Raw genomic sequence first — 25,444 nt, forward strand, 5'->3', positions numbered from 1 at the left:
CCAGCATCTCCCCCTCCACCCCCACAACCCCCGCGCCGGGATTTGCCGCGAACGCATCCACCACCGCCTGGGCGCGGGCAAGCGCCTCGGGGGAGGGCGTGAAGGCTTGGTTGATGATGGGCACTTGTGCCGGATGGATCGCCATCTTGGCGACGAAGCCGTCGCGGCGGGCCTCCTGGCACTCGGTGCGCAGGCCGTCATGGTCGCGAAAGTTCGTGTAGACGGAATCGATCGCATCGACGCTCGCTGCCGCCGCGCCCATGAGCGTCAGCGCGCGGGCGAGCCGGTATGGCTCCGCATAGGCGCCGTCCCCGCGGCGGTTGGTTTCCGCGCCGAGATCGGCGGACAGGTCCTCGCCGCCCCAGGCGAGGCCCATCAGCCGGTGGCTTGCGCCCGCGAACGTACCGAGGGCAAACACGCCGGCTGCGTTTTCCGTCGCGATAGCGAGGATGCGCGTGCCGCCATCGGGCAGGCCGAACTCCGCCTCGCGCACGGCAAGCTTCGCGCCCAGATGCGACACGTCCATGCCGCCGACGGTCTTCGGCAGCACCACGCCCTCGGGGCCGGCCGGCATGACGGCGTCGAGGTCGTCCTCGATGAGGCCGGTCGTCAGGCCGTTGACGCGGACATAGAGGCGCGGGCGATCCGATTGCTTCTTCGCGTGGGCAAGAAACGCCGCGGTCACGCGCCGGGCATTGGCCTTGGCGTCGAGCGCGACGGAATCCTCGAGATCAATGAGGAGCGCGTCGGCTCCTGACGTCATCGCCTTCTCGAGCTTGCGCTGGCTGTCGCCGGGAACGAACAGAAGCGACCGCATCACGCAGCACCTTCAGCGGCGGGACGCTTGCGCATGAAGGCCTGCCTCCGGCATTGCGCCACCAGCGTGCCGTCCTGCTTGTAGGCGCGATGGATGAAATCGACGATGCCCGCCTCGGGGCGCGATTTCGACTCGCGCTTGGCGGCGATCTCCGTCGTGACGTTCACGGTGTCGCCTTCGAACAGCGGATTGGGAAACGTCACATCGGTCATGCCGAGATTGGCGATGGTGGTGCCGACCGTGGTGTCGTTGACCGAGATGCCGATCATCAGGCCGAGCGTGAAGAGCGAGTTCATGAGGGGCTTTCCCCACTCGGTCTCGGTCGCGCAGAAATGCGCATCGATATGCAGCGGCTGCGGGTTGAGCGTCATGTTGGAAAACAGCATGTTGTCCATCTGCGTCACGGTCCGCGTCAGCCGGTGCGGCATCGTGGCGCCGACGGTGAAATCCTCGAAATACAAACCGCCGCGGGGATGCCTCCTGGTGTCTTCGATCATCGCTGTTCTCCCCGAAATCAGTGGCCGAACTGCTCGCGCAGGATGCGCTCGTCAAGGCCGTGTCCAGGATCGTGCAGCAACACCAGATCGACGCTGCGATCCATCGCCACGTGAACGCTCGACACATCGCGAAATTCCGTGTGATCGGCCACCGCGCTGACCGGCCGCTCCTTGGGCTCGAGAACCTCGATCTCGATGCGAGCATAATCCGGCAGGAGCGCGCCGCGCCAGTGACGGGGCCGGAAGGCCGAGATCGGCGTCAGCGCCAGCAGCGGCGCGTTCAACGGCAGGATGGGGCCGTTGACCGACAGGTTATAGGCCGTCGATCCCGCGGGCGTGGCGACGAGGATGCCGTCGGCGCTGAGCTCCTTCAGGCGCACCTGCGAGTCGATGCTGATGCGCAGCTTCGCCGCCTGGTAGGTCTGGCGCAGCATCGACACTTCGTTGATGGCCCGCGCGGTGTGCGATTGTCCGCTGAGGTCTCGCGCCACCATCAGGAGCGGGTGCACGACGCTGCGGAGGGAATTCTCGAGCCGCTCAAAAAGATCGTCCTCGCGAAACTCGTTCATGAGGAAGCCGACGGTGCCCTTGTTCATCCCGTAGATCGGCTTTGCGGTGCCCATGAACCGATGCAGGCTCCGCAGCATCAGGCCATCGCCGCCCAAGGCCACGATGACGTCCGCCTCGGTCGGGTCGACGGTCGGGTAGCGCGCCTGCAGCGCCTGCAGGGCGTTTTGCGCCTCTGGGGCGGGACTTGCGACGAACGCCACATGATTGAACCGACGGGCCATGCTTAAGATACCCTCACTCTGGTGATCGAGAGGCATAGCATGAAGAAGGCCCTTCTCGTCTATACGACCTTTCCGGATGCGGACATCGCGCTCTCGGTCGGCGAAAGCCTGGTGCGCGACAGGCTGATCGCCTGCATCAATGTGGTGCCGGGCATGCGCTCGGTCTACGCGTGGAAAGGCGCGGTCGAACGAGGCGAGGAGGCGGTCGCCATCCTCAAGACCCGCACGGACCTGCAAGATGAGGTCCAGGCGGCCCTGAAGTCCCGCCACCCTTATGAGACGCCGATCATCCTCTTCATCACCCCGAGCGAGGCGGATGCGGAGACGCTGGCGTGGATCGTGGCCGAGACGGGTGGGACCGCCTGAGGATGACCGCTGGACTGTTATCCAGCGGTCATGGGGCCGGGACTGCTTCCCGTCAGAGGGCCGGGGTCCACTGGATCGGCACCAGCGCAAATCCGGTGCCGTCCCTGGCGATGAAGCCGGTGGCGGGGAAGGGTGCGTGGTAGAACGCGACCTGCGCCCGTTCGGTGGCCGCCATGTCGAGCATCCGGCGGCGGGTTGCCCGCGCTTGATCGGCATCCATGTCGAAGATGGCCGACCAATCCGGGTTGCGCACGAACAAGGCCGGGTGGTTGGTGAGATCCGACATGATCATCAGCTTGCCGTTGCCGGAAGACAGCATGTAGGCGGTGTGGCCGGGCGTGTGGCCGGGGGCCGCGACCGCTGTCAGCCCGGGCACGATCTCCTTGCCGGCCTCATAGCGCTTCACATCCTTGGCGATCGGCGCGAAGACGCGGCGGACGCCCTGGAAGGCGCCTTTCATGCCCTCGGGGGCCTGCGCCATCTTGCCGTCGTCCATCCAGAAATCCCATTCTGTGGCCGGCACCAGAGCTTCGGCCTTGAGAAAAACGGCAGTGCCGTCCTTGAGGCGGAACCCGTTGATATGGTCGCCGTGAAAATGGCTGAACACCACCGTATCGACTTGCGCCGGGTCGAAGCCCGCGGCCCTGAAATTCGCCATCCAGGTGCCGGCGGTCGGCGCGCCTGAATCGCCATTGCCGGTGTCGATGAGGGTCAGCCGGCCGTTCTGGTTCAGCACCAGCGTGTTGAAGGTGATCGGCAGGGCATCGGACGGCAGAAACGCATCCTTCATCGCCTGTTGCACCAGGGACAATTCGGCGTTCTTGACGAAACCCTCAAGCGGACGCTTGGCAAAGCCGTCATTGATAGCCGTGACTTCGATATCGCCGACCTTGTAGCGGTAGAAGCCCGGCGCCTGTTTCGCGCCGGCGGCGGCGGTGCCCGGGGTCGCGGGCGCTTGGGCGAACGATGGGCCTGCGATCGGTGTCACCGCCAGGGCGGTGCCGGCAAGAATGGCGCGGCGCGTCAGTGTCATGAATGTCTCCCGTCATTGACCGTCAGAACGCTAGTTCGGCGCGGGCCGGAGGCAAGAGCTTGGCCTTTCACGAAAGCGTGGGTGTTTCAGCCCTGCGAGAGGTGATGAAGCGCGATGCCGCTCGTCGTTGCCACGTTGAGGCTGTCAAAGCCGCTTTTCATGGGGATCGAGATGGTCCGCGTGCGGGCAAGCAGCGCCGCCGGCAATCCCGGACCCTCGGCGCCGAGCAAAAGCGCGGTGCGGGGTGCGGGCCTCACCGCGCCGAGCGTTTCCCGACCCGACGGCGAAAGCGACAGCACGTCGAAGCCGGCGGTCTGCAGATCCGCCACCATCTCGCTGGCGGAGGGACTGCGCGTGAATGGCACCATCAGCACGCCGCCGACGGAGACGCGGATCGCCTTGCGATAAAGTGGATCGCAGGAGGTGGCGTCGAGCAGCACGGCGTCGACGCCGAACGCGGCGGCGTTGCGAAAGATGCCGCCCACATTGTCGTGGTTCGCGAGGCCGACAAGACCCAGCACCAACGCGCGCGCGGGCAGGGCGGCGAGAAGCTCCGTGGCCGGCGGCAGGGCCAGGCGCTTGGCGACAGCCAGGATGCCCCGGTGAATCGGGAAGCCGACAATCGCGTCCATGACCGCGCGATTGGCTGAATAAACCGGCACCGCATTAGGCAGACCGTCGACGATATCGCGAAGAGATTCGATGCGGTTCTCGGCAAGCAGAACGGACTCGACCGGAAAGCGTGCCTGCCGCACCAGAACCCGCAGCACGACTTCGCCCTCCACGATGAAACGGCTCTCCCGCCCCAGCAGGTCGCGCTCGCGAACGGCGCGGTACGCGTCGATCCGGGGATCGTCTGGATCGCTGATCGCAATGGGCATGGAAATCTCCGGAGGCAGTTGCAACCCTATGACGGAGGCTGGTCGCGCGGACAACCGTGATTTTGACGGCGTACGCTTGAGCCCGTAGTGTGAAGCTCGATCGGAGATGCCTCATGTTCTCATGCACGTCGGACGATGATGTCGTTTCACCAGGACATGCGGGCTGCCTTTGCCACAGGCCGGAAATCCAGTTTCTGACAAATCGAATCAACGTTGATCTGTCACGACGCGGCTTTGTTGCCGGCATGGCCGCCTCCGTCGCATCGCTCGGCCTCGTGCCTGGACGGGCCAGCGCACAACCGGCCCCCGTCGGGCCCTCCCGCGCCATTCTGTTTACGAATTTTCGGCTGTTCGACGGAAAATCCGTCGCGTTGCGCGACGGGCTCCGCCTGCTGGTCGAGGGCAATCGGATCACCGCCGTGGCGGAGGGAAACCCGGCCGCTCCGGCGGGCGCGCAGGTCATCGATTGCGGCGGGCGGGTCATCATGCCGGGCCTGATCGACGCGCATTGGCACACGATGTTTGCCGCCATCTCGCTCCCGAATCTCCTGAGCGGGGCGATCGGCCCGATCTATCTTGCCGCCGCCGCTGAAGCCGAGCGCACCCTGATGCGGGGCTTCACCACCGTCCGCGACCTTGGCGGACCGGTTTTCGCGTTCAAGCAGGCAATCGACGAAGGGCTCGTGTCCGGTCCGCGCATCTATCCGTCCGGTGCGATGATAACGACCACCGGCGGTCATGCGGACATGCGTCCGTTCTCGGATCTGCCGAGAAGTCCCGGCGGCCCGCTGAGCGCCTTGGAGCAAACCGGCGGCGGCGCCATCGCCGACAGCGCCGACGAGGTCCGGCTGCGCGTGCGCGAGCAGCTGATGCAGGGTGCCTCGCAGATCAAGCTCGTGGGCGGCGGCGGCGTCTCGTCTCCACGTAGCCCGCTCGACATGTCGACTTTCAGCGAAGCGCAGTTGCGCGCCGGAGTCGAAACCGCCGCGGACTGGAACACGTTCGTGACGGTCCACGCCTATGCGCCGACGACGATCCAGCGGGCGATCGCCGCAGGAGCCAAATGCATCGAACACGCGCACCTGATGGATGATGCGACCGCCGGGTTGATGGCAGACAAGGGCGTGTGGCTGAGCATTCAACCCTTCCTCACGGAGGACGACCAACTTCCCCTGAGCGGCCCTAGCCGCGTTTCGCTACTTCAGGTTCTCGCCGGGACCGACAACGCATACAAGCTGGCGCGAAAGCACAAGATCAAAACGGCCTTCGGTTCAGACTTGCTGTTCTCCGCCGCATTGGCGCCGCGTCAGGGCACCATGCTGACCCATCTGACCCGCTGGTATTCCAACGCCGAAATCCTCACGATGGCGACGGCGACCAACGGTGAGCTCCTAAGCCTGTCCGGTCCGCGCAATCCCTATCCGGGAAAACTGGGCGTCATTGAGGACGGCGCGCTCGCCGATCTGCTGCTCGTCGACGGCAATCCGGTCGAAGACATCAGCCTCATTGCCAAGCCCGACAAGAGCCTTCTCATCATCATGAAAGACGGAAAAATCTACAAGGACACACGCATCAGGCCATGAGATCGAAATAATTCTCGTGAAACAGAAGCGGAGGAAGTCATGTCGTTATCCTGCCGATCGGAGCGAAATCTCCTGAACCACGAGGAATTCGAAACCGTTCGTGTGACGCATCATCCGGCCATCTACGACCTTGATGTTGATGCGTTGCAGGACGTGAAAACCCGCCTGCGGCTGATGCGCGATAAGGAGCGCACACTCGGATTCCAGAAAAGGCGCGAAATGCGCGGGAAGGTTGAGCCGCGAGGCAGCAACTTTCCAGGCACGGCCGAAAAGCCGCTGCAAAAGAAGCAGGTGTTTGCGAGCGCGTTGAAGCGGCTGAACAAGGAAGTGGCTCGGATCAAAAACTTCGAGGCCCGGCAGTCGCTGTTGCAATCTGCCCACAAGGCTTTGGCGCTAAAGCAGGCAACCGGACGCGCCGAACACCCATCCGCTGCGGCGACGCCGGGTCAGGGCATGCGTCTGGCGGCGAGCAACAAGAGACGCTCGACGATTCCGGGAAGCCAAATCGGGAGTGTATCGCAAGCGACCAAACAAGCGCAGGCGGTTCGCGACTCGCGAGACTAGGGAGTTCGGCCACCGACTTTCAAGTGTGATGGCCGGTAGAACGAAGCTTTTAACACCGCGATCTCGTTGACGACTTCAGCCTTTTCGCCAGAGTTTTTCTCATCAGCGTGAAAACGGAAAGACCGACGGGGACGCACGGGCTCCGTGGACCCCGGTGATCTTTCCGGCCTCATGACGACAGGTCCTAGTACCAGGGACCCCACGCGCCCCAGTAATTCCACTGGGTGTCCTGCATCATCGTCGCGGTCATCAGCTTCTGATCCGCCAGGCGCTGCTGGAATGCCATCTGCTGATAGGATTGATAGGCCGCCTGATCGCCATAGTAGAGACATTTGCAGATCGTCGGATCCGCATAGAGGTAAACCACCTGTCCGCCCTGGTTCTTCATCTGGAATTTATGGGGCGGAAGCGCGGTCAGTGCGGTGATCTTGTCTTGGGTATCGGCCACTTTGACCTGAAAGCCGGCCGCGGTCAGCATGTTCTCTTTTTCTTCGATTGTGCTGACGCACGCCGAAGTCAGTAAAGCGGTGGCAACCAGCGCCGCCGATGCTAGGTATTTCGACATTTTGCTCAAAACCCTTCCATGGATAGGGCCGGAGCTTCGCGCACTTCTTTCCCTATGGTCAAGCTTCTTTCCCCAAGGTCGGGTTTCGCCTGGGGGCAGGTGAGGGATGTGGGGCGGATGAGGAATAAAAGCTGCGGACGTCGCAAGCCATAAAAAAGGCCCGGGTTTCCCCGGGCCTTTCTGTCTCGGGCGAGACAGGTCTTAGTAGGTGCTGAACTTGTAGTTCAGTTTGGCGCGAGCGACGAAGAATTCGTTGTCGCTGTCCCTATTGTCGGGAACGGTCACAGCTAACACCGCGCCGAAGGGGGTGGTTTCCGTGCCGATGAAGGCGCCGTTATTCTCTCCATTGAGGCTGACCCAGAGGCCTTCGATGCCAGCCGTCAGGTTGTTGGTGAAGGCGTATTCGAAGCCGCCACCGAGGGTCCAGCCGGTGCGTGTGTCTTCGTTGTTATTGACGAAGCCGTTGAACCCGTTGCCCTCGTCGGCTCCCCCGTAGGCGAAACCGCCGGTGGCGTAGATGAGCGCCCGGTCGAAGGCAAAACCGAGACGGGCGCGAACGGTACCGAACCACTCGATGCCGCCGGCAGCGCCGGCCGGTACGAAGCTCGGCGGGAAGCCCAACGGAACGAAGGCCGTGCCGGCTCCGCCACCGAGATCCGCCCATTGGATGTCCGCCTCGGCGCCGACCACGAACGAGCCGATCTGGTAGTTGTAGCCGATCTGACCACCGCCGACGAAACCGTCGCCACTGTCCTGGCCGAAGGTCAACACGCCCGAGGCGAGGGGCGCGGTGACGAACGTGCCCGCAGGCACGAAAATCGAGTTGTCGTTATTCTCATGCCAGCCGTAGCCGGCGTTGACGCCCACATAGAACCCCGTCCAGGTGAAGATCGGCACGGGGGCGATGATGGGCGGCGGAGCCGGGGCCGGAAGGTCAGCGGCATTCACAGCGGAAGCGGTAAGAGCTATCGCCGCAGTACCGGCAAGCATACTCAAAACATACCTTTTCATGGGCGGCATCCTTCATGTGTTAGTCCACGAAGGAAGACTACGAGGATTCCTTTAGGGAATGCTATGGCAGCGATGCAACACAGAGGGAAATTTATACTAAGAAAATTAGCCTACGAGGACCAATGCGGAAGAATAAAAACGGCTTGCCGTAATGGTCGTAAACCCGCCCTCGTAGCGGAGATTGACAGCCTGAAAGAGTCATGCGGTACTGTTTCCCATCGGACGGGTGTCCGAGCGAGAGAAGCACCTGTACCCCCGCCTGCGTGGCGGGGTTTTTTTGAATAGCCCTCTTCGATTACTTTCCGGCCGTCCTTTATTGCTACGCTTGAACCAGCAACGTCGTTTCGGCGGCGAATCGTCAATCCGGCTTCGCGCTTCGCCGGCGTGGCAGCGGAACCACCTCGGCGGATTCCGCGCGCCCATCCTTCAACAGGCGCTCGACGACGACGAGCAGTTGCTCTCTGTTGTAGGGCTTCACGAGGACCTCGTTGTCCCGAAACCCGGGCGGAAGCGCCCGCCGGCCGTAGCCTGTCGCGAAGGCGAATGGAATTCCCTTCTGCCTCAACGCGGCGGCAATTTCGTCGACCGGGTCTCCGGCGAGATTCGCGTCCACGAGCGCCGCGTCAATTTCCATCTCGTGAATCAACCGCTTGGCGCTCTTGATGCTCCCGGCGGGGCCGATGACCTCGCAGCCCTCGGCGGCGAGTTGGGAACTGATCTCCATCGCGACGAGTGGTTCGTCCTCGACGAGCAATATCCGCTTGCCGCTTAGTTGGGCTCCGGTCGGCGGTGGCGCCACGACAATCTGCGGCGGCGCATGCGAGGTTGCGACGCCGCCCGCGAACTGGTGGTCGATATCCGCGAGGGGAAATCTGATCTCGCAGGTGATGCCCTCGGCGTCGTACCGGATGGCCGCATCACCGCCATTGGCTTCGAGCGTCCGTTCGATAAGGGTCGAGCCGAACCCTTGCGTGGTCGGGACGCTCAGGTTCGGGACGCCGCTCTCCTTCCATTCCAGAAAGAGCTCGCGGCCGCCATTTGTTTGCAGATTCCAGCTGATCGACAAGCGACCGTCAGGGACCGACAATCCGCCATATTTCCGGGCGTTCGTGGCCAGTTCATGCACCACCAGCGCGAGCTGCACGGCGGCCCGGGCGTCGAGCATGAGGAACGGTCCCGAGCTCGAGATGCGCAGATCGGTCGAGCCATCGAGCAGAACCTGCTCTCGCAGGATCTCCGATATGGGCGCTCCCTTCATCTTGCCCTGGACGAGAAGATCGTGCGCACGCGCCAACGCCTGGACGCGGCCATTGAAGCTCGAAACGAAGTCGCGCGGACTTGCGGCGCGACGGAGGGACTGGCTGGCGATCGCCTGGATGGTCGCCAGCGTGTTCTTCACGCGATGATTGAGTTCCTCGAAGAGGAGGGTCTGCAATTGCTCGGCCTGCTTCCTGTCGGTGACATCGCGGGCGACCTTTGAGGCGCCGACGATGTTGCCCGCGCCATCGCGCAAGGGCGAAACGGTGAGGGAAATGTTGATGCGCCGGCCGTCCTTCGTCACACGCACCGTGTCGAAATGTTCGATGCGTTCGCCGCGCCTCAACCGGGCGATCAGTTCGCGTTCCTCGTCCTCGAGTTCCGCCGGAATGATGCGCAAGATCGACTGCCCGATCATCTCTTCCGGCTGGTATCCGAAGATTCGAGATGCGCCGCCATTCCAGGAGGTGATTCGACCATCCAGCGTCTTGCTGATGATCGCATCGTCCGAGCCCTCGACGATCGCCGCTAGCTGTGCCGAGTCGATGTGGCGCTTTTTGCGCTCGGCAATGTCAACCAGCAGGTTGATCGCGCCGATCACACGGCCGGATTCGTCCTTCAATGGTGTCGGATAAGGAATGAATGGCACAAAGCTGCCATCGGGCCGTTCGGCGGTGGCCTCGGCCCCACGGATCGGGCGCCCTTCGGTAATCGCGACTGCCATCGGGCATTCGTCGTGGGCCATCGGGCGGCCATCGGGCCAGAAGAGGCGCCAGGAACCACACCACCGGCTGCTTCCCAGCTCCGGCCGATGTCCCCACAGTTCAGCGGCAGCATCGTTGTAAAAGGTGATACGTCCCTCGGCATCCGTCATGTAAACCGCGACAGGCAATGCCTCAAGCACGACGTTACTGCCGATCATGAAATCTTCCTGGGAGTTGTACTGGGCCTGAACCGCACAACGCAGGAATTGCCCGTTGGGTTCCGTTGGGAAATCAAAGAGGCCGGATATCCTGTTGACAAGTCACTGAAATCCCTTTGTGCGGGAGCAGCATACTCGTCGTCGGCGGCAGAGAATTCTCTCAGTATTCAGAAATTGTTCACGCAACGGAAGGCAGCATTTCCTCCAAACGAGAGGAGTGAACATGTTGAAACGATTGCTCTTGGCAGTTTCTCTTTTGGCCGGCGGAGCGGCGATTCACGCATCCACCGCGTCCGCAACCCCGGTGCGCGCGCCGCTAGCTCTTGCGGAAGCGCTCGATACGTCCGTGCAATATGCCCAATACTATTACGGGCCCCGCCGCCGATACGTCCCCCGCCGCTATTACGGGCCACGTTATTACGGCCGCCGTTACGGGCGGCGCTATCCGGTCCGCCCCTACTACGCGCCGCGCCGCTACTATCCCGCCCGGCCGTATTACGGCGTGCGGCCCTATTACCGGCGTCCGGTCTATTACTACTACTAGGACCCCGTGACACGATTGCGCCGCGCCCGACCGAGGCGCGGCGCAATCGCGTCCGGATGACCGACGACAAGGGTGTTGGCGGCGCTGACGCGATCGCCTAAAACCCAGCTCCACGGAGCAGCTACGTGTCTCAGGAAATCTACCGAATCGAAACCGTCGCTCCCGAGGCGGAAGGCGGCGGCCTCATCCGTCGGCGGATGGTCAGGGCGGATTCCTTCGACGCCGCAAAATCCGTGGCGCAGCGGATTTTTGCCCTCGCAAGGAGGCCTCACGCGGCCGGCCCCGAGGTCGCGATGGTGCGGGTCCTGAACGGAGCAGGCTACGAGCTGTTTTCGATTTCGATCGACGACTAGCGTCACAACCGGACAGCTAAGGCCTAGATCCGCCGATCGGGCACGACGACCGGCGCGTCCGCGCCGGCCTCCATCCTCGCCTCTCTCGGTTGCCGCGGCGCGAGCGTCACCGGCACGTTGGTGTTCGCGGGCGTCAGGCGTTTCTCCAGGGCGGCGATCTGACGCGTCAGGGCGTCGATGCTCGCCTTGAGCGCAAGCACATCCGCCGCATCCGGGATGGTCGAGGACGCGGCGACCGCGTGGGTCGACGGGCCCAGAACAGGCTCCCGGCGTGCGCCATCGGGTTCGCGATGAACCGGAATGTCGTCGCGGGCGCGGGCGGGTGACCGGAACAGGCTGCGGATCGCGCGCCAAACGAGCCAGAGAACGCAGGCCGCCACGAACATCATGGCGGCTATCGGCGCAAAATCGGTCATCAGGTCAGTCATGAACATCTCCTTGTGCGCCTGGGCTAGACAGGGAGTGTGGTGACTTTGCGGTAGACCGATCGCGGTTTCACGCGGAGGCGATGCCGAGCGCGCGTTGAAACGGCCGACCTTGGCGGTTGGCCTCGTGCTATCTCCAACGACCTTGCGTTCAAATCCCCACCCGACCACTTCAGGAGAAGGAAGCGAGCGGTTTCACGGACCGCCCGTTATGATCTTGGCCTCAAATGGAACGTGTCGGAGACGGAATGTCGGCTCGGGATCACCATCACCTGGAACGCTTCGTTGCCGCGCAGGAGCCCATCTTCGATGCTGCGATGGCCGAACTGAAGGCCGGCCGCAAACGAACGCACTGGATGTGGTTCGTTTTCCCGCAAATGCGCGGCCTCGGGTCTTCACCCACTTCTCAGTTTTACGGGATTGCCTCCCTCGACGAGGCGCGCGCGTTTTTGAGCCACCCGGTGCTTGGACCCAGGCTCACACTGTGCACCGAGGCGGTGCTGGACCACCGTGAGCGCTCTCTGCGCGAGATCTTCGGTTCACCCGACGACGTGAAATTCGTATCGTCGATGACGTTGTTCGCGCTCGCCGAGCCCGACAAGGCAAGTCCGTTCCGGCTGGCGCTCGAGCACTGGTCGGAAGGTCTCATGGACCCGCGAACGCTGGCGCTTGTGGGAGAGCCTCCATAGACGACGAAAGTCGCTCGTGGGCCTGGACGATGATGCGCCGGGGCTTCCCGCCGGCACCGACCGGCTGATTAAAAGTCAGCTGCTCTTATTCGCCGGGGGAGGAGCCTCAAGGAACTGAGGGGCGGGTCCGCCAATGTGATCCCATGGTGCTTTGGAGCCAACGAAGAGATGCATCTCGATTGCGACGCCCGGATCACCATCGACGCTGCCGAGCGTCACTCCATGCACCGCGTCGCCGGCGACACCACACAATGTGGTCCCACAGGTCTTGCAGAAGCACAAACCCCAACCCGGCATCGTCTCATAAAAGGTGAGATTGTCTTCGCCCCGGAGCCAGGAGAACGAACCTGGCACAACTTCAGCGTAGGCAGAGCCCGCTCCGCTAAAGGTCTTTCTGCAGCGAGAGCAATGGCAACTGCGCCCTGGCCCGAGCGGTGAGGCGATCTGGTACTGCACTGCTCCGCATCCGCAGCCGCCTGTCAAAGTCATGATCGGTCCTGCTCAGTCTCGGCGCCGCGCCTGCATCAGAAAGCTTTCCTGACCCCTCGCAAGCTTGGCCTAATTCGTCAATGCCGTCTCGGGAGAGGCGGGCGGAAAGCTTAGGCCAGCGCCTCCCGTCCTCAATCGCTCCTTGTGCCGAAAAGCGATGCCCGCCGCGGCAGGGACAGGGAACATTCCGCTCAGTCATCGACGGAGAGGATGAACAATGGTGCCGGTTGCGGGACTCGAACTCGCGACCTACCGCTTACAAGGCGGTTGCTCTACCAACTGAGCTAAACCGGCATCCCTCGTCATCAGCCGCTCAGGTAGCAGCGGGCAGAGGCCGGCGCAAGTTCCCCTGCGTCGTAAAAAACATAGTGCGACAACGCACCGAAACGATCTGACCTCCATGGGATTGTCGTTCGAACGACATCCCGGAGTTTGATCATGACAAGGCATGCCCGCGACGTCCCACTCACCTTGGCCGCCATGGCCGTGGCGCTGACGCTCGGAGCCACGCCGAGCTCCGCTGCTGCGGCCGGCAGAACGGGTCAGGAGGAGCGCTCCCGACCGTTTATCCCGTCGACCGCCATGGCGGCTCAGGATGTGGAGACCCATCCGGCGATGGAAATCGACGATGGGAAGAATTGCGGCCAGTCGCGCAAGCGTCTTTTCGTCGAAGGCGAGGGCTGGATCGTCCGGCGCGTCACGACCTGCTATTGAGCCGCGCGCGAACAAGAAAAAGCCCCGCCTTGCCGGCGGGGCTTTTCAGTTTCAGGACGCGACCGCGAAGGCCGCGCCCGGAGGTCTAAAACCTATTCGTCGTAAGTGAAGATATCGCGGTTCCTGGTCTCCGGCAGGAAAAGCAGACCGATCACGAAGGTCATCAACGCGACGATGATCGGGTACCAGAGGCCCGCGAAGATGTTGCCGCTTGCCGCCACGATCGCGAAGGCCGTCGGAGGCAGGAAGCCGCCGAACCAACCGTTGCCGATGTGATAGGGCAGCGACATGCCGGTGTAGCGGATGCGGGTCGGGAACAACTCGACCAGCAGTGCGGCGATCGGCCCGTACACCATCGTCACGAAGAGGACGAGGATGAACAGGAGGCCGATGAGCTTCAGCGTCCGTGCGTCGGTCAACACGCCGCCGACCGTCGGTTGCTTCACGATCGAAGCGTCGCCGGCCTTCGGGTAGCCCGCCGCCTGCGCCGCCGCGACGATCGCCGCACCGGTATTGTCGGTCGTCGGCACATCGACGCCGTTGACCTTGGCGACGAACGGTGAGCCTGCCGGTCCCGCCATGAGCTCGTAGTGGATCGAGCTGTTGGCGAGGGTACGGCGAGCCACGTCGCAAGGCCGTGTGAAGGTTCGCACGCCGACAGGATCGAAGAGTGCGCCGCAATTGGCAGGATCGGACGTGAGTTCGACCTTCACCTGTTCGGTTGCGGCGATGAGCTTCGGATTGGCTTCCTGCGCGATCATCTTGAACAGCGGGAAGTAGGTGATGGCCGCGATCAGGCAGCCGGCAAGGAGAATGCTCTTGCGGCCGATTTTGTCCGAGAGCCAGCCGAACAGGATGAAGAACGGCGTACCGATCAGAAGCCCGAACGCGATTAGCAGGTTGGCGGTCGTCCCGTCCACCTTGAGCGTCTGCGTCAGGAAGAACAGCGCGTAGAACTGCCCCGTATACCAGACCACCGCCTGGCCGGCCGTGCCGCCGAAGAGGGCGATGAGGGCGATCTTGGCGTTGTCCCAGCGACCGAATGCTTCCGTGAGCGGAGCCTTCGAACGGGTTCCCTCTTCCTTCATCTTTACGAAGGCCGGGGATTCGTTGAGCTGCAGACGGATCCAGATCGAGAAGCCCAGGAGGATGATCGACAGCAGGAACGGAATACGCCAGCCCCATTCAGCAAAGGCTTCCGGGGACATGCTGAGGCGCAGGCCCAGGATGACGATCAGCGACAGGAACAGGCCGACCGTCGCGGTGGTCTGGATCCACGAGGTGTAGAACCCACGCCGGCCCTGCGGCGAATGCTCCGCCACGTAGGTCGCGGCACCACCATATTCGCCGCCGAGCGCCAGCCCCTGGAGGAGGCGGCAGATGATGAAGATGGTCGGCGCGGCATAGCCGATCGTGGCATATCCGGGCAGGAGGCCGACCACGAAGGTGGCAAGACCCATGATCGTCATGGTGACGAGAAAGGTGTATTTGCGCCCGATGAGATCGCCCAGGCGTCCGAAGAAGAGCGCGCCGAACGGCCGCACCGCGAAGCCCGCCGCGAAGCCGAACAGGACGAAGATGAACTTGGCGGTCTCGTTGGTGCCGGGAACGAAGTTCTGGCTGATGTTCACCGCGAGCGAGCCCGCGAGATAGAAATCGTACCATTCGAAGACGGTGCCGGCGGAGGAGGCGATAATGACCTTCCTCTCCTCCTTCGTCATCGGACGGGCTTTTTCACCCGATCGAGGTGATGCGGTAGCTGTTGCCATAGCGTTTCCTTCCAATATCCGGTGATGCCCGTATGCCGGGTTCTTGCCGTTGGGCGATTGACCGCCCGGGCTGAAAGTCTTCCCGTTGCCTTGCGACAACTAAAGAATCCCTTGCTGGAAACGCTAACGAGGACTGGCTTTCCTTCAATTCTCAATTGGTAGTTTCGACTTCCGTCTAACAGAGGCCGACCGGACCGATATTTGCTTTCGAAATCAGCTATTTACGTCTCTCGCAATGGCGACGCTCTATTTGCCCGAGACGGCTTTAGTCACAGCAAAAAGCGAAATCGCTGCGGCATTCGACACGTTGAGGCTTTTGATGGCGCCCGGCATGTCGAGGCGGCCGATGGCATCGCAGCAATCGCGGGTGCGCTGGCGCAAGCCCTTGCCCTCGGAGCCGAGAACAAGGACGACGGGCTGGCGCAGGGGGATTTCGTCGAGGGGCAGGTCGCCTGACGAATCGAGCCCGATGCGCTGGAACCCTTCCTTGCCGAGCGCCACCAGGGTGTCGGAGAGATTGCGCACGACCATGAAGGGCACGTGTTCGAGCCCGCCGGATGCCGATTTGGCGAGCACGCCCGTGGCGGCCGGGGAATGGCGCGCGGTCGTGATGATGGCTTCCACCCCGAAGGCTGCGGCGGTGCGCACGATGGCGCCCACATTGTGAGGGTCGGTGATCTGGTCGAGCGCCAGAACGACGCGCGTTCCGCTCAGCGTCTCGGGCGTCGGCGAGGGCAGGGGATCGGCTTCGAGATAGAGGCCCTGGTGGACGGCATCGGGCTCGACCAGGCGGTTGATCTCGTCGGGCCGCACGATCTCGGGCTCGATCGGCAACGGCGCGTCGAGTTCCTCGGCGAGGCGGCGGGCCGAATTCTCCGTCGCGAGCAGGCGCCTGAAGCCGCGCTTGCCGTTTCGCAGGGCCTCCGCCACCGGATGCCAGCCGTAGAGGACGATCACGTCGGGATCGCCGAACTGCCGCCGGGGCTGGTTCTCACGGCGTCCCGGCCGCCCCGTCGAACGCTGGAATCGGGGTTTGCGGGGGGTGGAGGGACGATCGCTCATGGTGGGGTTCTCGTGGTGATGCCGCGGTGCACATAGCACAGGACTCAGGCGTTCACGACCAGAGTGTTTTCATCACGCTTTGGTGTTGACACGGGCGGGCGTGCCAACCATAAGAGCGCCCACTGAAACGGCCTGAAGCGCATAGCCGATGGTTGGGTTCATGGGGGAATGTCCCGAGCGGCAAAGGGGGCGGACTGTAAATCCGCTGGCTACGCCTTCGTAGGTTCGAGTCCTACTTCCCCCACCACCCGAACTCGAAGACTTCCGCGGGTGTAGCTCAATGGTAGAGCAGCAGCCTTCCAAGCTGAATACGAGGGTTCGATTCCCTTCACCCGCTCCAATCCTTTCCCTTTGTCACTCCGCCTTATCCCCTTGCATCTAGCTTGAAACCTCAAGCAGCGCAGTGGCGAGGCGCGTGAAAAGGCGGGCCCCAGTTATACGAATGTCGCTAAAGACGCATGACCTCGCGGTGGCGAGGGCGATGAGGGATGCTCTCGAACAAGCCGATCACGATCTTTGGGCGTCTATGCTGTGCGACGAAGATGAGTCGGCGGCGCTTAAACGCTATACGGCTGCGGCGCGCCGGGCATCGGCATTGGGTTTTGCCTACCGGCCAGCGGCTGAGCTCGAAGCCAAGGCAAGTTGGCAGGAACTGTCCGAGCGAATGGAGGCGATTCTTGATGTGCGCACGCCGCATGCTCGGTGGGGACCGCGAGAAGCGGCACCTGAGATTATGGAGGCCTTCCTCTTCCTGTCTTGCCTCGGCCAGCTCGCGCTCGAGACGCCTCAGGATCGGAGGAAATCCGGCGCCGTCCTTACCGGCGCGGTGGACCACCAGCGCTAGGCGATTAAGATAGATCTCGCACCGTTCAACAACACGAGGAATATAGGACCCGCTTCGCGCTGCTAGGATGCTTGGATTGAGCGGCAAGTCGTCAACGCGCCGCTGAACGTCGACTCTCTTTGCGCTCTCAAACCTTCCTGGGATGGCTAAACTGAGCCTGAGCGGGATGGGAAAATGCATTTCCTATTCACAGCAAGATAACCGAGATTGCCTTTTCGAGCTTGCTCCTTAGTTCCGCTATATGAGCGCACCGGATGATGAGGATTTTTCATCACGCTCGTCTCTGTGGTGACCTCAACTGCGAGATCCATCTCAATCACAACTGATACGGACATGGAAAGACGGAATCCGGAAGCGGCGTTTGTCGCCTGCGGGTTCAGTCGGAGTTCCAATTGAAGCGGACATCGGAAGCGTGAATCCTGAGCACTACCGCTCCGATTGAGAACTCAAAGATTCAAGTCCTTCACAACAAATTTCGAATCCTGCGAGCCGTGCATGTAAAGCTCCTCCCCTCATTGGATCGCTGCGGCAATTTAGCGCGGCGATCAGGGAGGATATCGCTTTCCGCGAAGGTGAAAAATTGGGATCCCGATGGCCTCGCGACGGCATCCCTTGATCTAGACTTCCTGCACAAAGTCGCGGACGGCCAACGGCTCGCATCTTGATACTTACGATCCAGAACGCGTCGTCGGCGTATGCGTCATGTGATGGCCGCGAAGGTGTCTCCCAGATTGAGGGGTCGATGCTAGTGGTCAGGTTTCAGGTATCTAAGGATGGATTTGCTGACTTGATCGATCGCCACGGCTAGAGCCTCGGTGTTCCCGCCGTAGGAGGCACCTCGTTGCATGCAAGTGCGCAGATATGGCTTTATTTCCATGGGCGCGATCAGGGTACCTGTGTCCCAGCGCTGAGCAGTAACTTCGGGCTCTAATATAATATCGAGACCGCAGTTCCTGGCAGTCTGCGCCCGCGGTAGAAATTTCAAGGGTGTTGGTAGATCGAAGCCGTGATGAGCTCCATCAAGGACGTGAAACTCGATCGGCGATCCTTTCTGCTCAAAGAACGCTGCATAGCGCCGGCAATGATCGGCGGGTGTGAAATCATCTTCGCGCCCCAACAGGAAGAGGATTGGAGCTTTGGTGGTTTGCTCCGCCAGGTAAGGGATTGAGCAAGAGGCGTAGAATGCGATGTGAAGCGCGAAGTGAACGTCATCCCTGATCACGGCACGGCGGAAAGGTTCGAGAGTGGTGTAGAGTGCAAGCTGGCCACCCTTGGAGAAGCCCATAATGCCGATTCGATTGGGATCAATCCCAGGGTGCGTCGCGAGCAACTGAAGGGCACTGAGTGCATCTGCAATGCTGGCTGCTAGGGGCAAGCGGCTTTGGTCATCGCCCGTCGCTGAGAACCCTCTTGGTGTAAAGCTGTCGACAACGAAAGTTGCGACCCCCATACGGTTCAGGCGCTCCGCCCAGGCTCCTTCACGCCCGGGAATAATGCCCCCGCTGCCGTGCATGATGATCATTGCAGGAGACGTGGCTTGCGAGTTCTCCGGAAACGTCAGCACACCCGCGATGGTTGCTTCGGGGCTTTGTCTCGCCATGAGCTCCGTCGGGCCAGTGGGCGTGAGGGATTGAAATAGGATTTGACCTCTCTGGCCAGCTCGCAAATCGCGAAGGGGGTCGGCAGGTGCGGTTTGCGAAGAGACCCCTAGACCAATGAGGATCAATAAAGTCTGTAGTGCGTGCTGGCATCTCATCGTCTCTCGTCCTTGCTTTTTCAGACATGACTATCCCTACGGCAATGCAACCTTGTCCAAAAGCAATATCATCACAAGCCTCGGAGGAGCGCAAACGAGGATCTCTTTTCCAGGTCGCGGCATGTGCGATGGAGAAACGCGGGCCGAGCGGAAGACGTCATGGTCTGGTGGAATTCGAGGATCTCGGCACCGCGGTCGAGCCAATCCTGAAGCGTGCTGAGCCCGGCCTGATCGCGGGTCAGGAACATCGTTCCGTTCACATCGAGTCCCGAATAAGCACCGGTCGTAATGAAGCTGCTGGTGATGAAAGCCTGCAGGTCGGCGGGATCACTCCCTTGGTAAGGGAGGGGTCGAGAGTTCAAGAAGCGCTTGCACATTGGTGAACGTGACTGGCTGCAATGGGCGCAGAGGCTGCAGTCCTCGTTTTAAGGTGGCCTTGAAGTTATCCGCCGCTGGAGCGGGAAGTGATATCGTCCACTGCTTTGACCACTTCGCTTGGGCTAGCGTAATGAACCATGTGCCCGGCTTCCGGCACAATCAGAAGGGCACTGTCAGGCACGTTCTCATGCAACCGCCGCGATTGTTGTACGCTGACAATGCGATCCTCTGCCCCAGCGATAATTGCAATAGGCATTGTCAACTCCGAGTACCGTTTTTGAGCGGCGCTGTTGACTGGAAGCATCAAGCCGCTTTCGGCAGCACTCGCTCGTAACTGCGACGGACGCAGCGCCATCGCCACCGGAAATGTTGTTCGGAATTCTGGCGGTTCATCCCTTGGAGCAAACAGCCTCCTAATTATTCTATTTGCAAGGAGGCGCCCGAGTGCGGGAGAGATTGTGTAGCGTAGAGCGTCACCGACTACGGGAAAGGCCGGTGTCGATAGGATTGCTACGTCCAGCCTGACTTCTGGGTAGTAATGCCCGGACAGCAAAACGAGACCTCGCGTTTGGTCTGGGGCTAGCAGCGCCATTTCGATCGCGGGCAGCGTTCCCCAGGAGTGACCAATGATAGTTGTCTCCTCAACGCCAAGCCGTCGAAGAGCCTTCGTCAGAAGCTCGGCTTGAGCGGCAGGTGTCCAAGTGCGGTGCCGCGGGCGCTCGCTGTAGCCGAAGCCTGGACGATCGAAGACAATGACGCGGTACCGTTCCGCCAAGAAGTCGACAAGTCCGCTGCCAACAAAATCTTGAACCATGCTGCCGTTGCCGTGGAGAAGAACAATCGGATCTCCCTTGCCCTGGTCGAGATAATGTAAGCGCACTCCGCCAACGTCGATAAAGCGGCCGATCGGCGGATTGTCACGTTCGGCACGCTTTGCTTTTAGGTGGACGGCAAATCCCCAGGCGACCAGTCCCGCTGCCGTCGCGGCACTGAACAACCCGGCAGCTATCTTCCCTTCGTCAGATGAATGTCTGAGCGTAATCCGTCCAGCGCGGAGGGGTGTTTTTCTGACACGCATAAATACCTCAATTCCAAGCACAATTGCGGTCCTGCGAAGGACCCCGAGTTGGTTCATCCACCAACAAACGCTTGGGTCAGAGATTTGTGCTGTGAGCAGGATGCCGCACGAGCTTCAAGGCTGATGAGATGGGCGATTCCCACTGGCTTGAGAGAACCAGACTGCGACAAGCCAGCTCTTAGTTCGCCTCTCCCTCGCCTAGCGGTACCATTGCGAGGAGTAGCGCTTAGTCAGGCTGGCACGCTATCAGCACCGCGCGCGGGTGGAACCATAAGCGAGCTCTTTGCTTAGATCCCAAACCTCCGCGGCGGATCCACGATGTTTGATTCTGCAGGGCCTCGTTCCACGATCCTCATCGTTGAAGACGAGGCTCTTCTTCTTATGGCGCTTATCGATGAACTCGAGGCCGAAGGCCTGTCGGTACTGGCGGTGACGAATGCCGAGGCCGCTCTAGTCATTCTCGAAACCCGTCACAGCGAAATCGCGATATTGTTTACTGACGTCAACCTGAGCGGCGCTATGGATGGGCTGTCGCTAGCAAGGGTCGTCCATTCCCGGTGGGGCCACATCAGCTTGTGGGTCACGTCAGGGCGGTTCGCCTGGAATGAAGACGATCTGCCGTTCCCGGGACGCTTTATATCGAAACCTTACCTTTTTCCGGAGCTTGCTGCCGATTTTTGCGAGACGCTGCGCGGAACACCACTGTCTTAGACTGCGTCCTCGCGCTCGCCCTTCTCGCCTGTCAATTTTTTCGACCTCAACGCGTACGCAGCAGCATCAAGTTTGGCGCGGTCGTTGCCGTACTCTGCCACGAGCTGCCGCCCCACTTCTGGGGTGATGCCGTGCTTTTGGGCAAAGAAGTTGAGCTCATATCCCTCGCGACCGGCGCCCCGTGATGAGCCAGTTTGCGCAGCGTTATCAGGCATCGTCTCCTCCTGTCTGTTATTCGGAATCAAGAAGCTCTGCCGGTGAAAAGGGTTCCGTCACCAAGCCTGCGCCATTTCGTGCCGATAATGCCACTTGCCTTTGCAACCAAAATGGAAAGTCTGATCTCCCTTTCCGGTCTATTTACCAATGGTGGCTTGAGATGGCTATTATAGACTTATCTTCAATAGAACACGCAAGATATTCTCAGGAACCCTACAAATTTCTGTCGGCAGATCGATTCATTAACACCGAGGCAATCCCCGATCTGCGGGGCGACTTTCCGGACATTACAAGCCAGGTTACTTGACGGTCGATGAGGTCGATCTTCGGGGACGGTTCAAGGCGCTGATCGATGAACTGGAGGGTCCGCAACTGACCGAGGCTCTGTCGCAGCGGTTTGGTCAGGATCTGCACAAGTTTCCGCGTCTGACCACGATTATGAAACGGTCTCAACCCAAGTATGGGAACATCCACACTGATGGTCCCTCTAAAGTCATGACGTTGCTCGTCTACATGAACGACGAGTGGGAGCAAGACGAAGGTGGCCGGCTGCGGGTCCTGTACAACGGCAAAGATTACGAACCCTTCGCGCTTGAAATCCCCCCAACCATGGGCAGCATGTTTGCCTTCCTGCGGTCTGACAATTCCTGGCACGGCCATCTGCCTTTTGCGGGCGAACGCCGGGTCGTCCAGATAGCATGGGTGAAGAGCCAGGCCGACCTTGATCGAAAGAAGAAAACAACAAGGTGGCGCAGTTTTTCAAGGGCATATTCGGGCGCTGAAGAGGAGCTAGGCGGCACGCTGGCTGGGCTCCGCTTGAAGAGCTATCTGCCGGCCACGGTGGAGCGTTATCTGATGCTGGTCGGGTCCGGCGAACAGGAAACGCTGAGACAATCTCCGATGCCGCTGAACCAGGAAATCCCGGAAGCGGCATCGGGGACGGCGATGCTAGACTCGGGTCCACCCGATTATGTCATCTTTCGTCAGGCCCATGCGCGCGGCGAGCTGCCTGCGCGCGCGGTTTACCCGGCTTTTGATGGTTCCGATCGCGCAGTTCATTCTGACCGCAGCGTCCTCATAGGACAGGCCCTCGACTGCGACAGCGACGAGAACGTCCCGCTGTTCCTTCGGCAGAGCTTCGAGCGCCGCGAGCAGTTCCTGGTGAGTCAACTTGTCGTTCTGGTCGGGCGCAAGTGTCAGCCGTTTGGCATACGAACCATCCACGTCCTCGACCTCTCGTTCGCGGCGGCGAACCTGCGTGAAGAAAGCGTTTTTAAGGATCGTGAACAGCCATGCCCGCAGGCAGGTGCCTCTCTCGTATCGCTCGTGCTGTGACAGCGCTCTGAAGATCGTCTCCTGAATCAGATCCTCGGCCCGAACGGGGTCCCTTTCGAGCGACAATGCGTATAGACGAAGTTCGGAAAGGGCTGACATCATTTCAGCGACGAAGCCCTGGTCGATAGGCTCCCGATAAGCACGAATGACCTGAAACGCGCGCCTCAAGAGACCGCGAAGCTCATACGGAAGCTTGTCAGTGACCGGGTCCCCGTAAGCCTTGCGCAACTGGTCGCCCAGACAAGCCAAGGTGTGATCGTCGAGCGCGGGCCGCGAGGGAGCAGTTGCGTGTCTGACGGAAGCACTCGCGCGTTTGGTCATCGCCCGGCTCTCGACGCGACATCAAACCCTTGGGACGCCCTGAGATGACGCACGGCGAAGACTCTGTTGTCTGCTTGCCAGTAACTCGTAGGCAATCACCCCGACAACAGAGCCGATCAAGGCTGCCGTCACAGCAACCTCCATCGGATGCCTGCGGATCGCATCTACCGCTGCGGTCTGTCCCCTCTGAACTCTGCTCTCCAGGCCGGGGGCGTATTCCTGGCTTTTGCCGAGCAGAACTCCGGCCGCGCCCCGTGCTCCTTCCGCGAGAGCGGCTGCGGCTTCTCGGGCTTGCTGGACAACGCCCGGTATAACACCCTCCACGCCAGGCTCTTGTGAGGAAGAACTCGGCGTTTCGCCTTCGCCGCGAGGATCACCGGGAGCATACTTGCTCACTTGGACCGATACCGGATCGCTGCCCGGGAAGGACTCTTTGATTCCATGGTCGAGCCTCTCCTCCTGGCGCTCATCGCTGTTTTCAGCGGCATCGACGTGTTTGGTATTCTGATCGGGGTTCGGCATGGGGAAGCTCCGTTTTGTTGTTTGAGAACGCTCCTTCAAAGCACCCGTTCCTGTCGGGTACGCCTTACCTTCGGCGTTGCGTGTCCCAAGCTGCAGCGTGCTTCGCGCTCAGGTCAGGTCTGGTTTTTTCCTCGCTGGGTAGTCCATCACTGATGAGGCCCACTCCTGATTCATTCCCTTGCACAAAGACAGGAACCGCCTCCACCTGAGGAGGTTAATATCGTCTTGGGTTGGAGAGCCCGCGTCTCCGTTAATCTGAGGATCGCATCATGACCACCGGACCTTCAAACCCACGTGGTGCTACATCATCGGCTAGCCTTATCGAAGGCGCGCCATCGCTTCGCTCCCGCATCTCCTGGGGAGCAATCTTCGCGGGTGCTGCAATCGCACTGATGATCGGTTTGATGCTCAACGTCCTTGGCACGGCCGTGGGAGCGATGTTGGTTGATACGACCGCTCGCGAGACCCCTGCTGCATCGAGCTTCGGAATCGGTGCTGGCCTTTGGCTCCTGGTCTCGAATTTGATCGGCTTAGCGAGTGGTGGCTATGTGGCTGCTAGACTGTCCGGCACCGCAGACGGCACTGACGGGACGCTTCACGGACTGGCCGTCTGGGCCACCAGTTTTCTTGTTTCAGCGGTACTTCTCGGCAACCTCCTGGCGGGCGTTGCCTCAACGGCGACCAGGAGTGCTTCCAGCATTCTTGGAGGTCTGGCCCAGGGCGCGGGGTCGGTTGCTTCCGCGGCGGGGGAACAGATCGCAAATCGCACAAGCACGGAAACTGTTCAGTCGACAACCCAGAGCCTTATAGACCGCGCACAAAATGCACTCAGCGGCGGCGGTGATCCGGCTGCGATGAACTCGGACCAGCGCAAGGCTGAAATTGCCAACTTGGTCCGTCGCCGCATCACCGATGGAAACCTGCCCGCACCGGACAGAGAACGCCTCAACGGGTTGGTCGCGGCCGAGTTCGGCATTCCACCCCAAGAGGCGCAGCAGCGGGTGGACCGACTTGAGCAGCAGACCAAGCAAGCTGCGGAGCAGGCGGAGCTGCGTGCGCGGGAAGCGGCCGACGCTACAGCAAAGGGGGCAGTATGGACCTCCTTCGCAGTGTTCCTGACAATGCTGCTTGGCATGGGTGCAGCGATACTCGGAGCGAGGAGGGGCACGCGGGAGGCGTTCGCGCTCAGGACGACAGCAACGATCCGCTAACCCAGGGCCGCCGGATCCCGGCGAAGGCGGCGAGCGGCCGTTTCTCGGACAGTGTTTCAGCGGCTCAGTGTCCTAGGCCGTGAACTCATAAAAGGCGGGTGGCGCGGTGTTCGAGTGGCAACGGTCCTTTTGCTGGAGACCAAGTTTCGGCTCAGAATGAACTGGTGCGCAGCCGACCCTCGTAATCACGTTTACCGAGCGGCACGCCTCGCGAGCGCAGGATGTTGTATGCAGTGACGGCGTGGAAATGGAAGTTTGGCAGAGAGAAAGAGAGAATGAAGGTCTCCGACGTGAAAGCAAGCCGTCGCGGGCCGATCTGGAGGTCTAGGTGCTTGCCCGCGCAGTCGTTAATCTCTTCGGGGACGAACGCCTCCAGCGCCGTTTCTGCCTTGCCGATCATCGCCTGTAGCTCAGTGAAGGGAACAGGTCCGACCAAGGCGGGAGGGGTGAACGCGCCGGTCTTGAGAGCCTCGACCCCCCACACGGAATGATGCGATGCCGCTTCGATCTGAAAATGAAATGGTGCCATGTCGTCGAAGAGGCGGGTGTTCACGAATTTATCGGGATCGACACCGGTGTCTGAAAAGTGGGTGGCCGCACGGTCGAGAAAGCCTCCGACGGATCGTACGGTTTGCAGGAAGGTCGGCACGCTGAGGTCGTAGAGTGATGTCCGCATTGCCTTCCTCTCTCGAGCAATTTGATTCACAGTGAGCATATGGCGTGATGGCCACAACGGAAAG

The 25,444-nt window shown here is 61.3% G+C and carries 29 protein-coding genes, 3 tRNA genes and 1 pseudogene; 13 read left to right on the forward strand and 20 right to left on the reverse strand.

The window, feature by feature from the left end; all coding sequences use genetic code 11:
• The 3 genes from FEZ63_RS19830 to FEZ63_RS19840 all read right to left on the reverse strand — a co-directional run.
• On the reverse strand, positions 1 to 817 hold an 817-nt coding region (locus FEZ63_RS19830), incomplete at its 3' end, for an HpcH/HpaI aldolase/citrate lyase family protein (protein ID WP_150947738.1).
• On the reverse strand, positions 817 to 1,314 hold the full coding sequence (locus FEZ63_RS19835; RefSeq protein ID WP_150947741.1) for a MaoC family dehydratase: 498 nt from the start codon (positions 1,312 to 1,314) through the stop codon (positions 817 to 819). The genes FEZ63_RS19830 and FEZ63_RS19835, both read right to left, overlap by 1 nt.
• Positions 1,315 to 1,331: 17 nt before the next feature.
• Complete coding sequence (locus tag FEZ63_RS19840; protein ID WP_150947743.1) at positions 1,332 to 2,105, reverse strand: NAD kinase; 774 nt, start codon at positions 2,103 to 2,105, stop codon at positions 1,332 to 1,334.
• A 39-nt stretch (positions 2,106 to 2,144) separates the two neighbouring features.
• On the opposite strand from FEZ63_RS19840, the gene cutA reads away from it, so the two are divergent.
• Complete coding sequence (gene cutA, locus FEZ63_RS19845; RefSeq protein WP_150947745.1) at positions 2,145 to 2,471, forward strand: divalent-cation tolerance protein CutA; 327 nt, start codon at positions 2,145 to 2,147, stop codon at positions 2,469 to 2,471.
• Between the two features lie 52 nt (positions 2,472 to 2,523).
• Here the strand turns inward: cutA and FEZ63_RS19850 are convergent, their stop codons facing one another.
• Both FEZ63_RS19850 and FEZ63_RS19855 read right to left on the reverse strand, forming a co-directional pair.
• Complete coding sequence (locus tag FEZ63_RS19850; protein WP_150947747.1) at positions 2,524 to 3,504, reverse strand: MBL fold metallo-hydrolase; 981 nt, start codon at positions 3,502 to 3,504, stop codon at positions 2,524 to 2,526.
• A gap of 86 nt (positions 3,505 to 3,590) precedes the next feature.
• Positions 3,591 to 4,385, reverse strand: coding sequence for a TrmH family RNA methyltransferase (locus FEZ63_RS19855; protein ID WP_150947749.1), 795 nt, complete (start codon positions 4,383 to 4,385; stop codon positions 3,591 to 3,593).
• Positions 4,386 to 4,498: 113 nt separating this feature from the next.
• Here FEZ63_RS19855 and FEZ63_RS19860 point away from each other — a divergent pair, with 113 nt between their 5' ends.
• On the forward strand, positions 4,499 to 5,968 hold the full coding sequence (locus FEZ63_RS19860; RefSeq protein WP_150947751.1) for a metal-dependent hydrolase family protein: 1,470 nt from the start codon (positions 4,499 to 4,501) through the stop codon (positions 5,966 to 5,968).
• A 102-nt stretch (positions 5,969 to 6,070) separates the two neighbouring features.
• Entirely contained in the window at positions 6,071 to 6,532 is a 462-nt protein-coding gene (locus FEZ63_RS19865) for a hypothetical protein (protein WP_244622902.1), read from the forward strand.
• A gap of 184 nt (positions 6,533 to 6,716) precedes the next feature.
• On the opposite strand, the gene FEZ63_RS19870 is transcribed toward FEZ63_RS19865, so the two are convergent.
• The 3 genes from FEZ63_RS19870 to FEZ63_RS19880 all read right to left on the reverse strand — a co-directional run bounded on the left by FEZ63_RS19870 (position 6,717) and on the right by FEZ63_RS19880 (position 10,287).
• A complete protein-coding gene (locus FEZ63_RS19870; RefSeq protein ID WP_201274221.1) occupies positions 6,717 to 7,010 on the reverse strand; it encodes a hypothetical protein in 294 nt (97 codons plus the stop codon).
• Between the two features lie 288 nt (positions 7,011 to 7,298).
• The gene (locus FEZ63_RS19875; protein WP_150947755.1) at positions 7,299 to 8,108 is read right to left on the reverse strand and encodes an outer membrane protein; all 810 of its coding nucleotides are present in this window, start codon (positions 8,106 to 8,108) and stop codon (positions 7,299 to 7,301) included.
• Between the two features lie 358 nt (positions 8,109 to 8,466).
• The gene (locus tag FEZ63_RS19880; RefSeq protein WP_150947757.1) at positions 8,467 to 10,287 is read right to left on the reverse strand and encodes a PAS domain S-box protein; all 1,821 of its coding nucleotides are present in this window, start codon (positions 10,285 to 10,287) and stop codon (positions 8,467 to 8,469) included.
• 223 nt (positions 10,288 to 10,510) lie between these two features.
• On the opposite strand from FEZ63_RS19880, the gene FEZ63_RS19885 reads away from it, so the two are divergent.
• Together FEZ63_RS19885 and FEZ63_RS19890 are read left to right on the forward strand one after the other, a co-directional pair.
• Positions 10,511 to 10,831, forward strand: coding sequence for a hypothetical protein (locus FEZ63_RS19885; protein ID WP_150947759.1), 321 nt, complete (start codon positions 10,511 to 10,513; stop codon positions 10,829 to 10,831).
• 125 nt (positions 10,832 to 10,956) lie between these two features.
• Positions 10,957 to 11,184: a hypothetical protein gene (locus FEZ63_RS19890; protein ID WP_150947761.1), complete on the forward strand. Its 228-nt coding sequence runs from the start codon at positions 10,957 to 10,959 to the stop codon at positions 11,182 to 11,184.
• Positions 11,185 to 11,207: 23 nt separating this feature from the next.
• Here the strand turns inward: FEZ63_RS19890 and FEZ63_RS19895 are convergent, their stop codons facing one another.
• Complete coding sequence (locus FEZ63_RS19895; protein ID WP_150947763.1) at positions 11,208 to 11,612, reverse strand: hypothetical protein; 405 nt, start codon at positions 11,610 to 11,612, stop codon at positions 11,208 to 11,210.
• A gap of 245 nt (positions 11,613 to 11,857) precedes the next feature.
• On the opposite strand from FEZ63_RS19895, the gene FEZ63_RS19900 reads away from it, so the two are divergent.
• A complete protein-coding gene (locus FEZ63_RS19900) occupies positions 11,858 to 12,298 on the forward strand; it encodes a DUF1810 domain-containing protein (protein WP_150947765.1) in 441 nt (146 codons plus the stop codon).
• A gap of 75 nt (positions 12,299 to 12,373) precedes the next feature.
• Here FEZ63_RS19900 and FEZ63_RS26265 read toward each other — a convergent pair whose 3' ends face one another.
• Together FEZ63_RS26265 and FEZ63_RS19910 are read right to left on the reverse strand one after the other, a co-directional pair.
• Entirely contained in the window at positions 12,374 to 12,787 is a 414-nt protein-coding gene (locus FEZ63_RS26265) for a GFA family protein (protein WP_150947767.1), read from the reverse strand.
• A 218-nt stretch (positions 12,788 to 13,005) separates the two neighbouring features.
• A tRNA-Thr gene (locus tag FEZ63_RS19910) sits at positions 13,006 to 13,081 on the reverse strand.
• A gap of 144 nt (positions 13,082 to 13,225) precedes the next feature.
• On the opposite strand from FEZ63_RS19910, the gene FEZ63_RS19915 reads away from it, so the two are divergent.
• Complete coding sequence (locus FEZ63_RS19915) at positions 13,226 to 13,501, forward strand: hypothetical protein (protein ID WP_244622903.1); 276 nt, start codon at positions 13,226 to 13,228, stop codon at positions 13,499 to 13,501.
• Between the two features lie 92 nt (positions 13,502 to 13,593).
• Here the strand turns inward: FEZ63_RS19915 and FEZ63_RS19920 are convergent, their stop codons facing one another.
• Together FEZ63_RS19920 and FEZ63_RS19925 are read right to left on the reverse strand one after the other, a co-directional pair.
• Positions 13,594 to 15,270 carry an MFS transporter gene (locus tag FEZ63_RS19920; protein WP_150947769.1) on the reverse strand — a complete coding sequence of 559 codons (1,677 nt, stop codon included), beginning with the start codon at positions 15,268 to 15,270 and terminating at the stop codon, positions 13,594 to 13,596.
• Positions 15,271 to 15,516: 246 nt separating this feature from the next.
• On the reverse strand, positions 15,517 to 16,332 hold the full coding sequence (locus tag FEZ63_RS19925; protein WP_150947770.1) for a TrmH family RNA methyltransferase: 816 nt from the start codon (positions 16,330 to 16,332) through the stop codon (positions 15,517 to 15,519).
• Between the two features lie 162 nt (positions 16,333 to 16,494).
• Between FEZ63_RS19925 and FEZ63_RS19930 the strand changes: the two genes are divergently transcribed.
• The 3 genes from FEZ63_RS19930 (at position 16,495) to FEZ63_RS19940 (ending at position 17,176) form a co-directional block, all read left to right on the forward strand.
• Positions 16,495 to 16,579, forward strand: a tRNA-Tyr gene (locus tag FEZ63_RS19930).
• A gap of 19 nt (positions 16,580 to 16,598) precedes the next feature.
• Positions 16,599 to 16,672: transfer RNA gene (locus FEZ63_RS19935), tRNA-Gly, on the forward strand.
• 141 nt (positions 16,673 to 16,813) lie between these two features.
• Complete coding sequence (locus FEZ63_RS19940) at positions 16,814 to 17,176, forward strand: hypothetical protein (protein ID WP_201274224.1); 363 nt, start codon at positions 16,814 to 16,816, stop codon at positions 17,174 to 17,176.
• Positions 17,177 to 17,921: 745 nt separating this feature from the next.
• Here FEZ63_RS19940 and FEZ63_RS19945 read toward each other — a convergent pair.
• The 3 genes from FEZ63_RS19945 to FEZ63_RS19955 all read right to left on the reverse strand — a co-directional run bounded on the left by FEZ63_RS19945 (position 17,922) and on the right by FEZ63_RS19955 (position 20,388).
• Positions 17,922 to 18,776 carry a dienelactone hydrolase family protein gene (locus tag FEZ63_RS19945; protein WP_162419796.1) on the reverse strand — a complete coding sequence of 285 codons (855 nt, stop codon included), beginning with the start codon at positions 18,774 to 18,776 and terminating at the stop codon, positions 17,922 to 17,924.
• 227 nt (positions 18,777 to 19,003) lie between these two features.
• Complete coding sequence (locus FEZ63_RS19950) at positions 19,004 to 19,294, reverse strand: hypothetical protein (protein WP_150947776.1); 291 nt, start codon at positions 19,292 to 19,294, stop codon at positions 19,004 to 19,006.
• Between the two features lie 80 nt (positions 19,295 to 19,374).
• Complete coding sequence (locus tag FEZ63_RS19955) at positions 19,375 to 20,388, reverse strand: alpha/beta fold hydrolase (RefSeq protein ID WP_162419797.1); 1,014 nt, start codon at positions 20,386 to 20,388, stop codon at positions 19,375 to 19,377.
• Positions 20,389 to 20,706: 318 nt separating this feature from the next.
• Here FEZ63_RS19955 and FEZ63_RS19960 point away from each other — a divergent pair, with 318 nt between their 5' ends.
• On the forward strand, positions 20,707 to 21,099 hold the full coding sequence (locus FEZ63_RS19960; RefSeq protein WP_150947780.1) for a response regulator: 393 nt from the start codon (positions 20,707 to 20,709) through the stop codon (positions 21,097 to 21,099).
• On the opposite strand, the gene FEZ63_RS19965 is transcribed toward FEZ63_RS19960, so the two are convergent.
• A complete protein-coding gene (locus FEZ63_RS19965) occupies positions 21,096 to 21,314 on the reverse strand; it encodes a DUF3606 domain-containing protein (RefSeq protein WP_150947781.1) in 219 nt (72 codons plus the stop codon). The genes FEZ63_RS19960 and FEZ63_RS19965 overlap by 4 nt on opposite strands.
• 514 nt (positions 21,315 to 21,828) lie before the next feature.
• Here FEZ63_RS19965 and FEZ63_RS26270 point away from each other — a divergent pair.
• Positions 21,829 to 21,960, forward strand: a pseudogene (locus FEZ63_RS26270) (2OG-Fe(II) oxygenase); the annotation flags it as partial.
• Between the two features lie 303 nt (positions 21,961 to 22,263).
• Here FEZ63_RS26270 and FEZ63_RS26275 read toward each other — a convergent pair.
• Positions 22,264 to 22,971, reverse strand: coding sequence for a sigma-70 family RNA polymerase sigma factor (locus FEZ63_RS26275; protein WP_150947783.1), 708 nt, complete (start codon positions 22,969 to 22,971; stop codon positions 22,264 to 22,266).
• 21 nt (positions 22,972 to 22,992) lie between these two features.
• The gene (locus FEZ63_RS19980; RefSeq protein ID WP_150947785.1) at positions 22,993 to 23,493 is read right to left on the reverse strand and encodes a hypothetical protein; all 501 of its coding nucleotides are present in this window, start codon (positions 23,491 to 23,493) and stop codon (positions 22,993 to 22,995) included.
• Positions 23,494 to 23,762: 269 nt separating this feature from the next.
• On the opposite strand from FEZ63_RS19980, the gene FEZ63_RS19985 reads away from it, so the two are divergent.
• On the forward strand, positions 23,763 to 24,704 hold the full coding sequence (locus FEZ63_RS19985) for a hypothetical protein (RefSeq protein ID WP_201274226.1): 942 nt from the start codon (positions 23,763 to 23,765) through the stop codon (positions 24,702 to 24,704).
• Positions 24,705 to 24,855: 151 nt separating this feature from the next.
• Here the strand turns inward: FEZ63_RS19985 and FEZ63_RS19990 are convergent, their stop codons facing one another.
• Positions 24,856 to 25,380: a DUF1993 domain-containing protein gene (locus FEZ63_RS19990; protein ID WP_150947787.1), complete on the reverse strand. Its 525-nt coding sequence runs from the start codon at positions 25,378 to 25,380 to the stop codon at positions 24,856 to 24,858.
• Positions 25,381 to 25,444: the final 64 nt, after the last annotated feature.

The sequence above is a fragment of the Microvirga brassicacearum genome, from assembly GCF_008757455.1.
Classification (GTDB): Bacteria; Pseudomonadota; Alphaproteobacteria; order Rhizobiales; family Beijerinckiaceae; genus Microvirga; species Microvirga brassicacearum.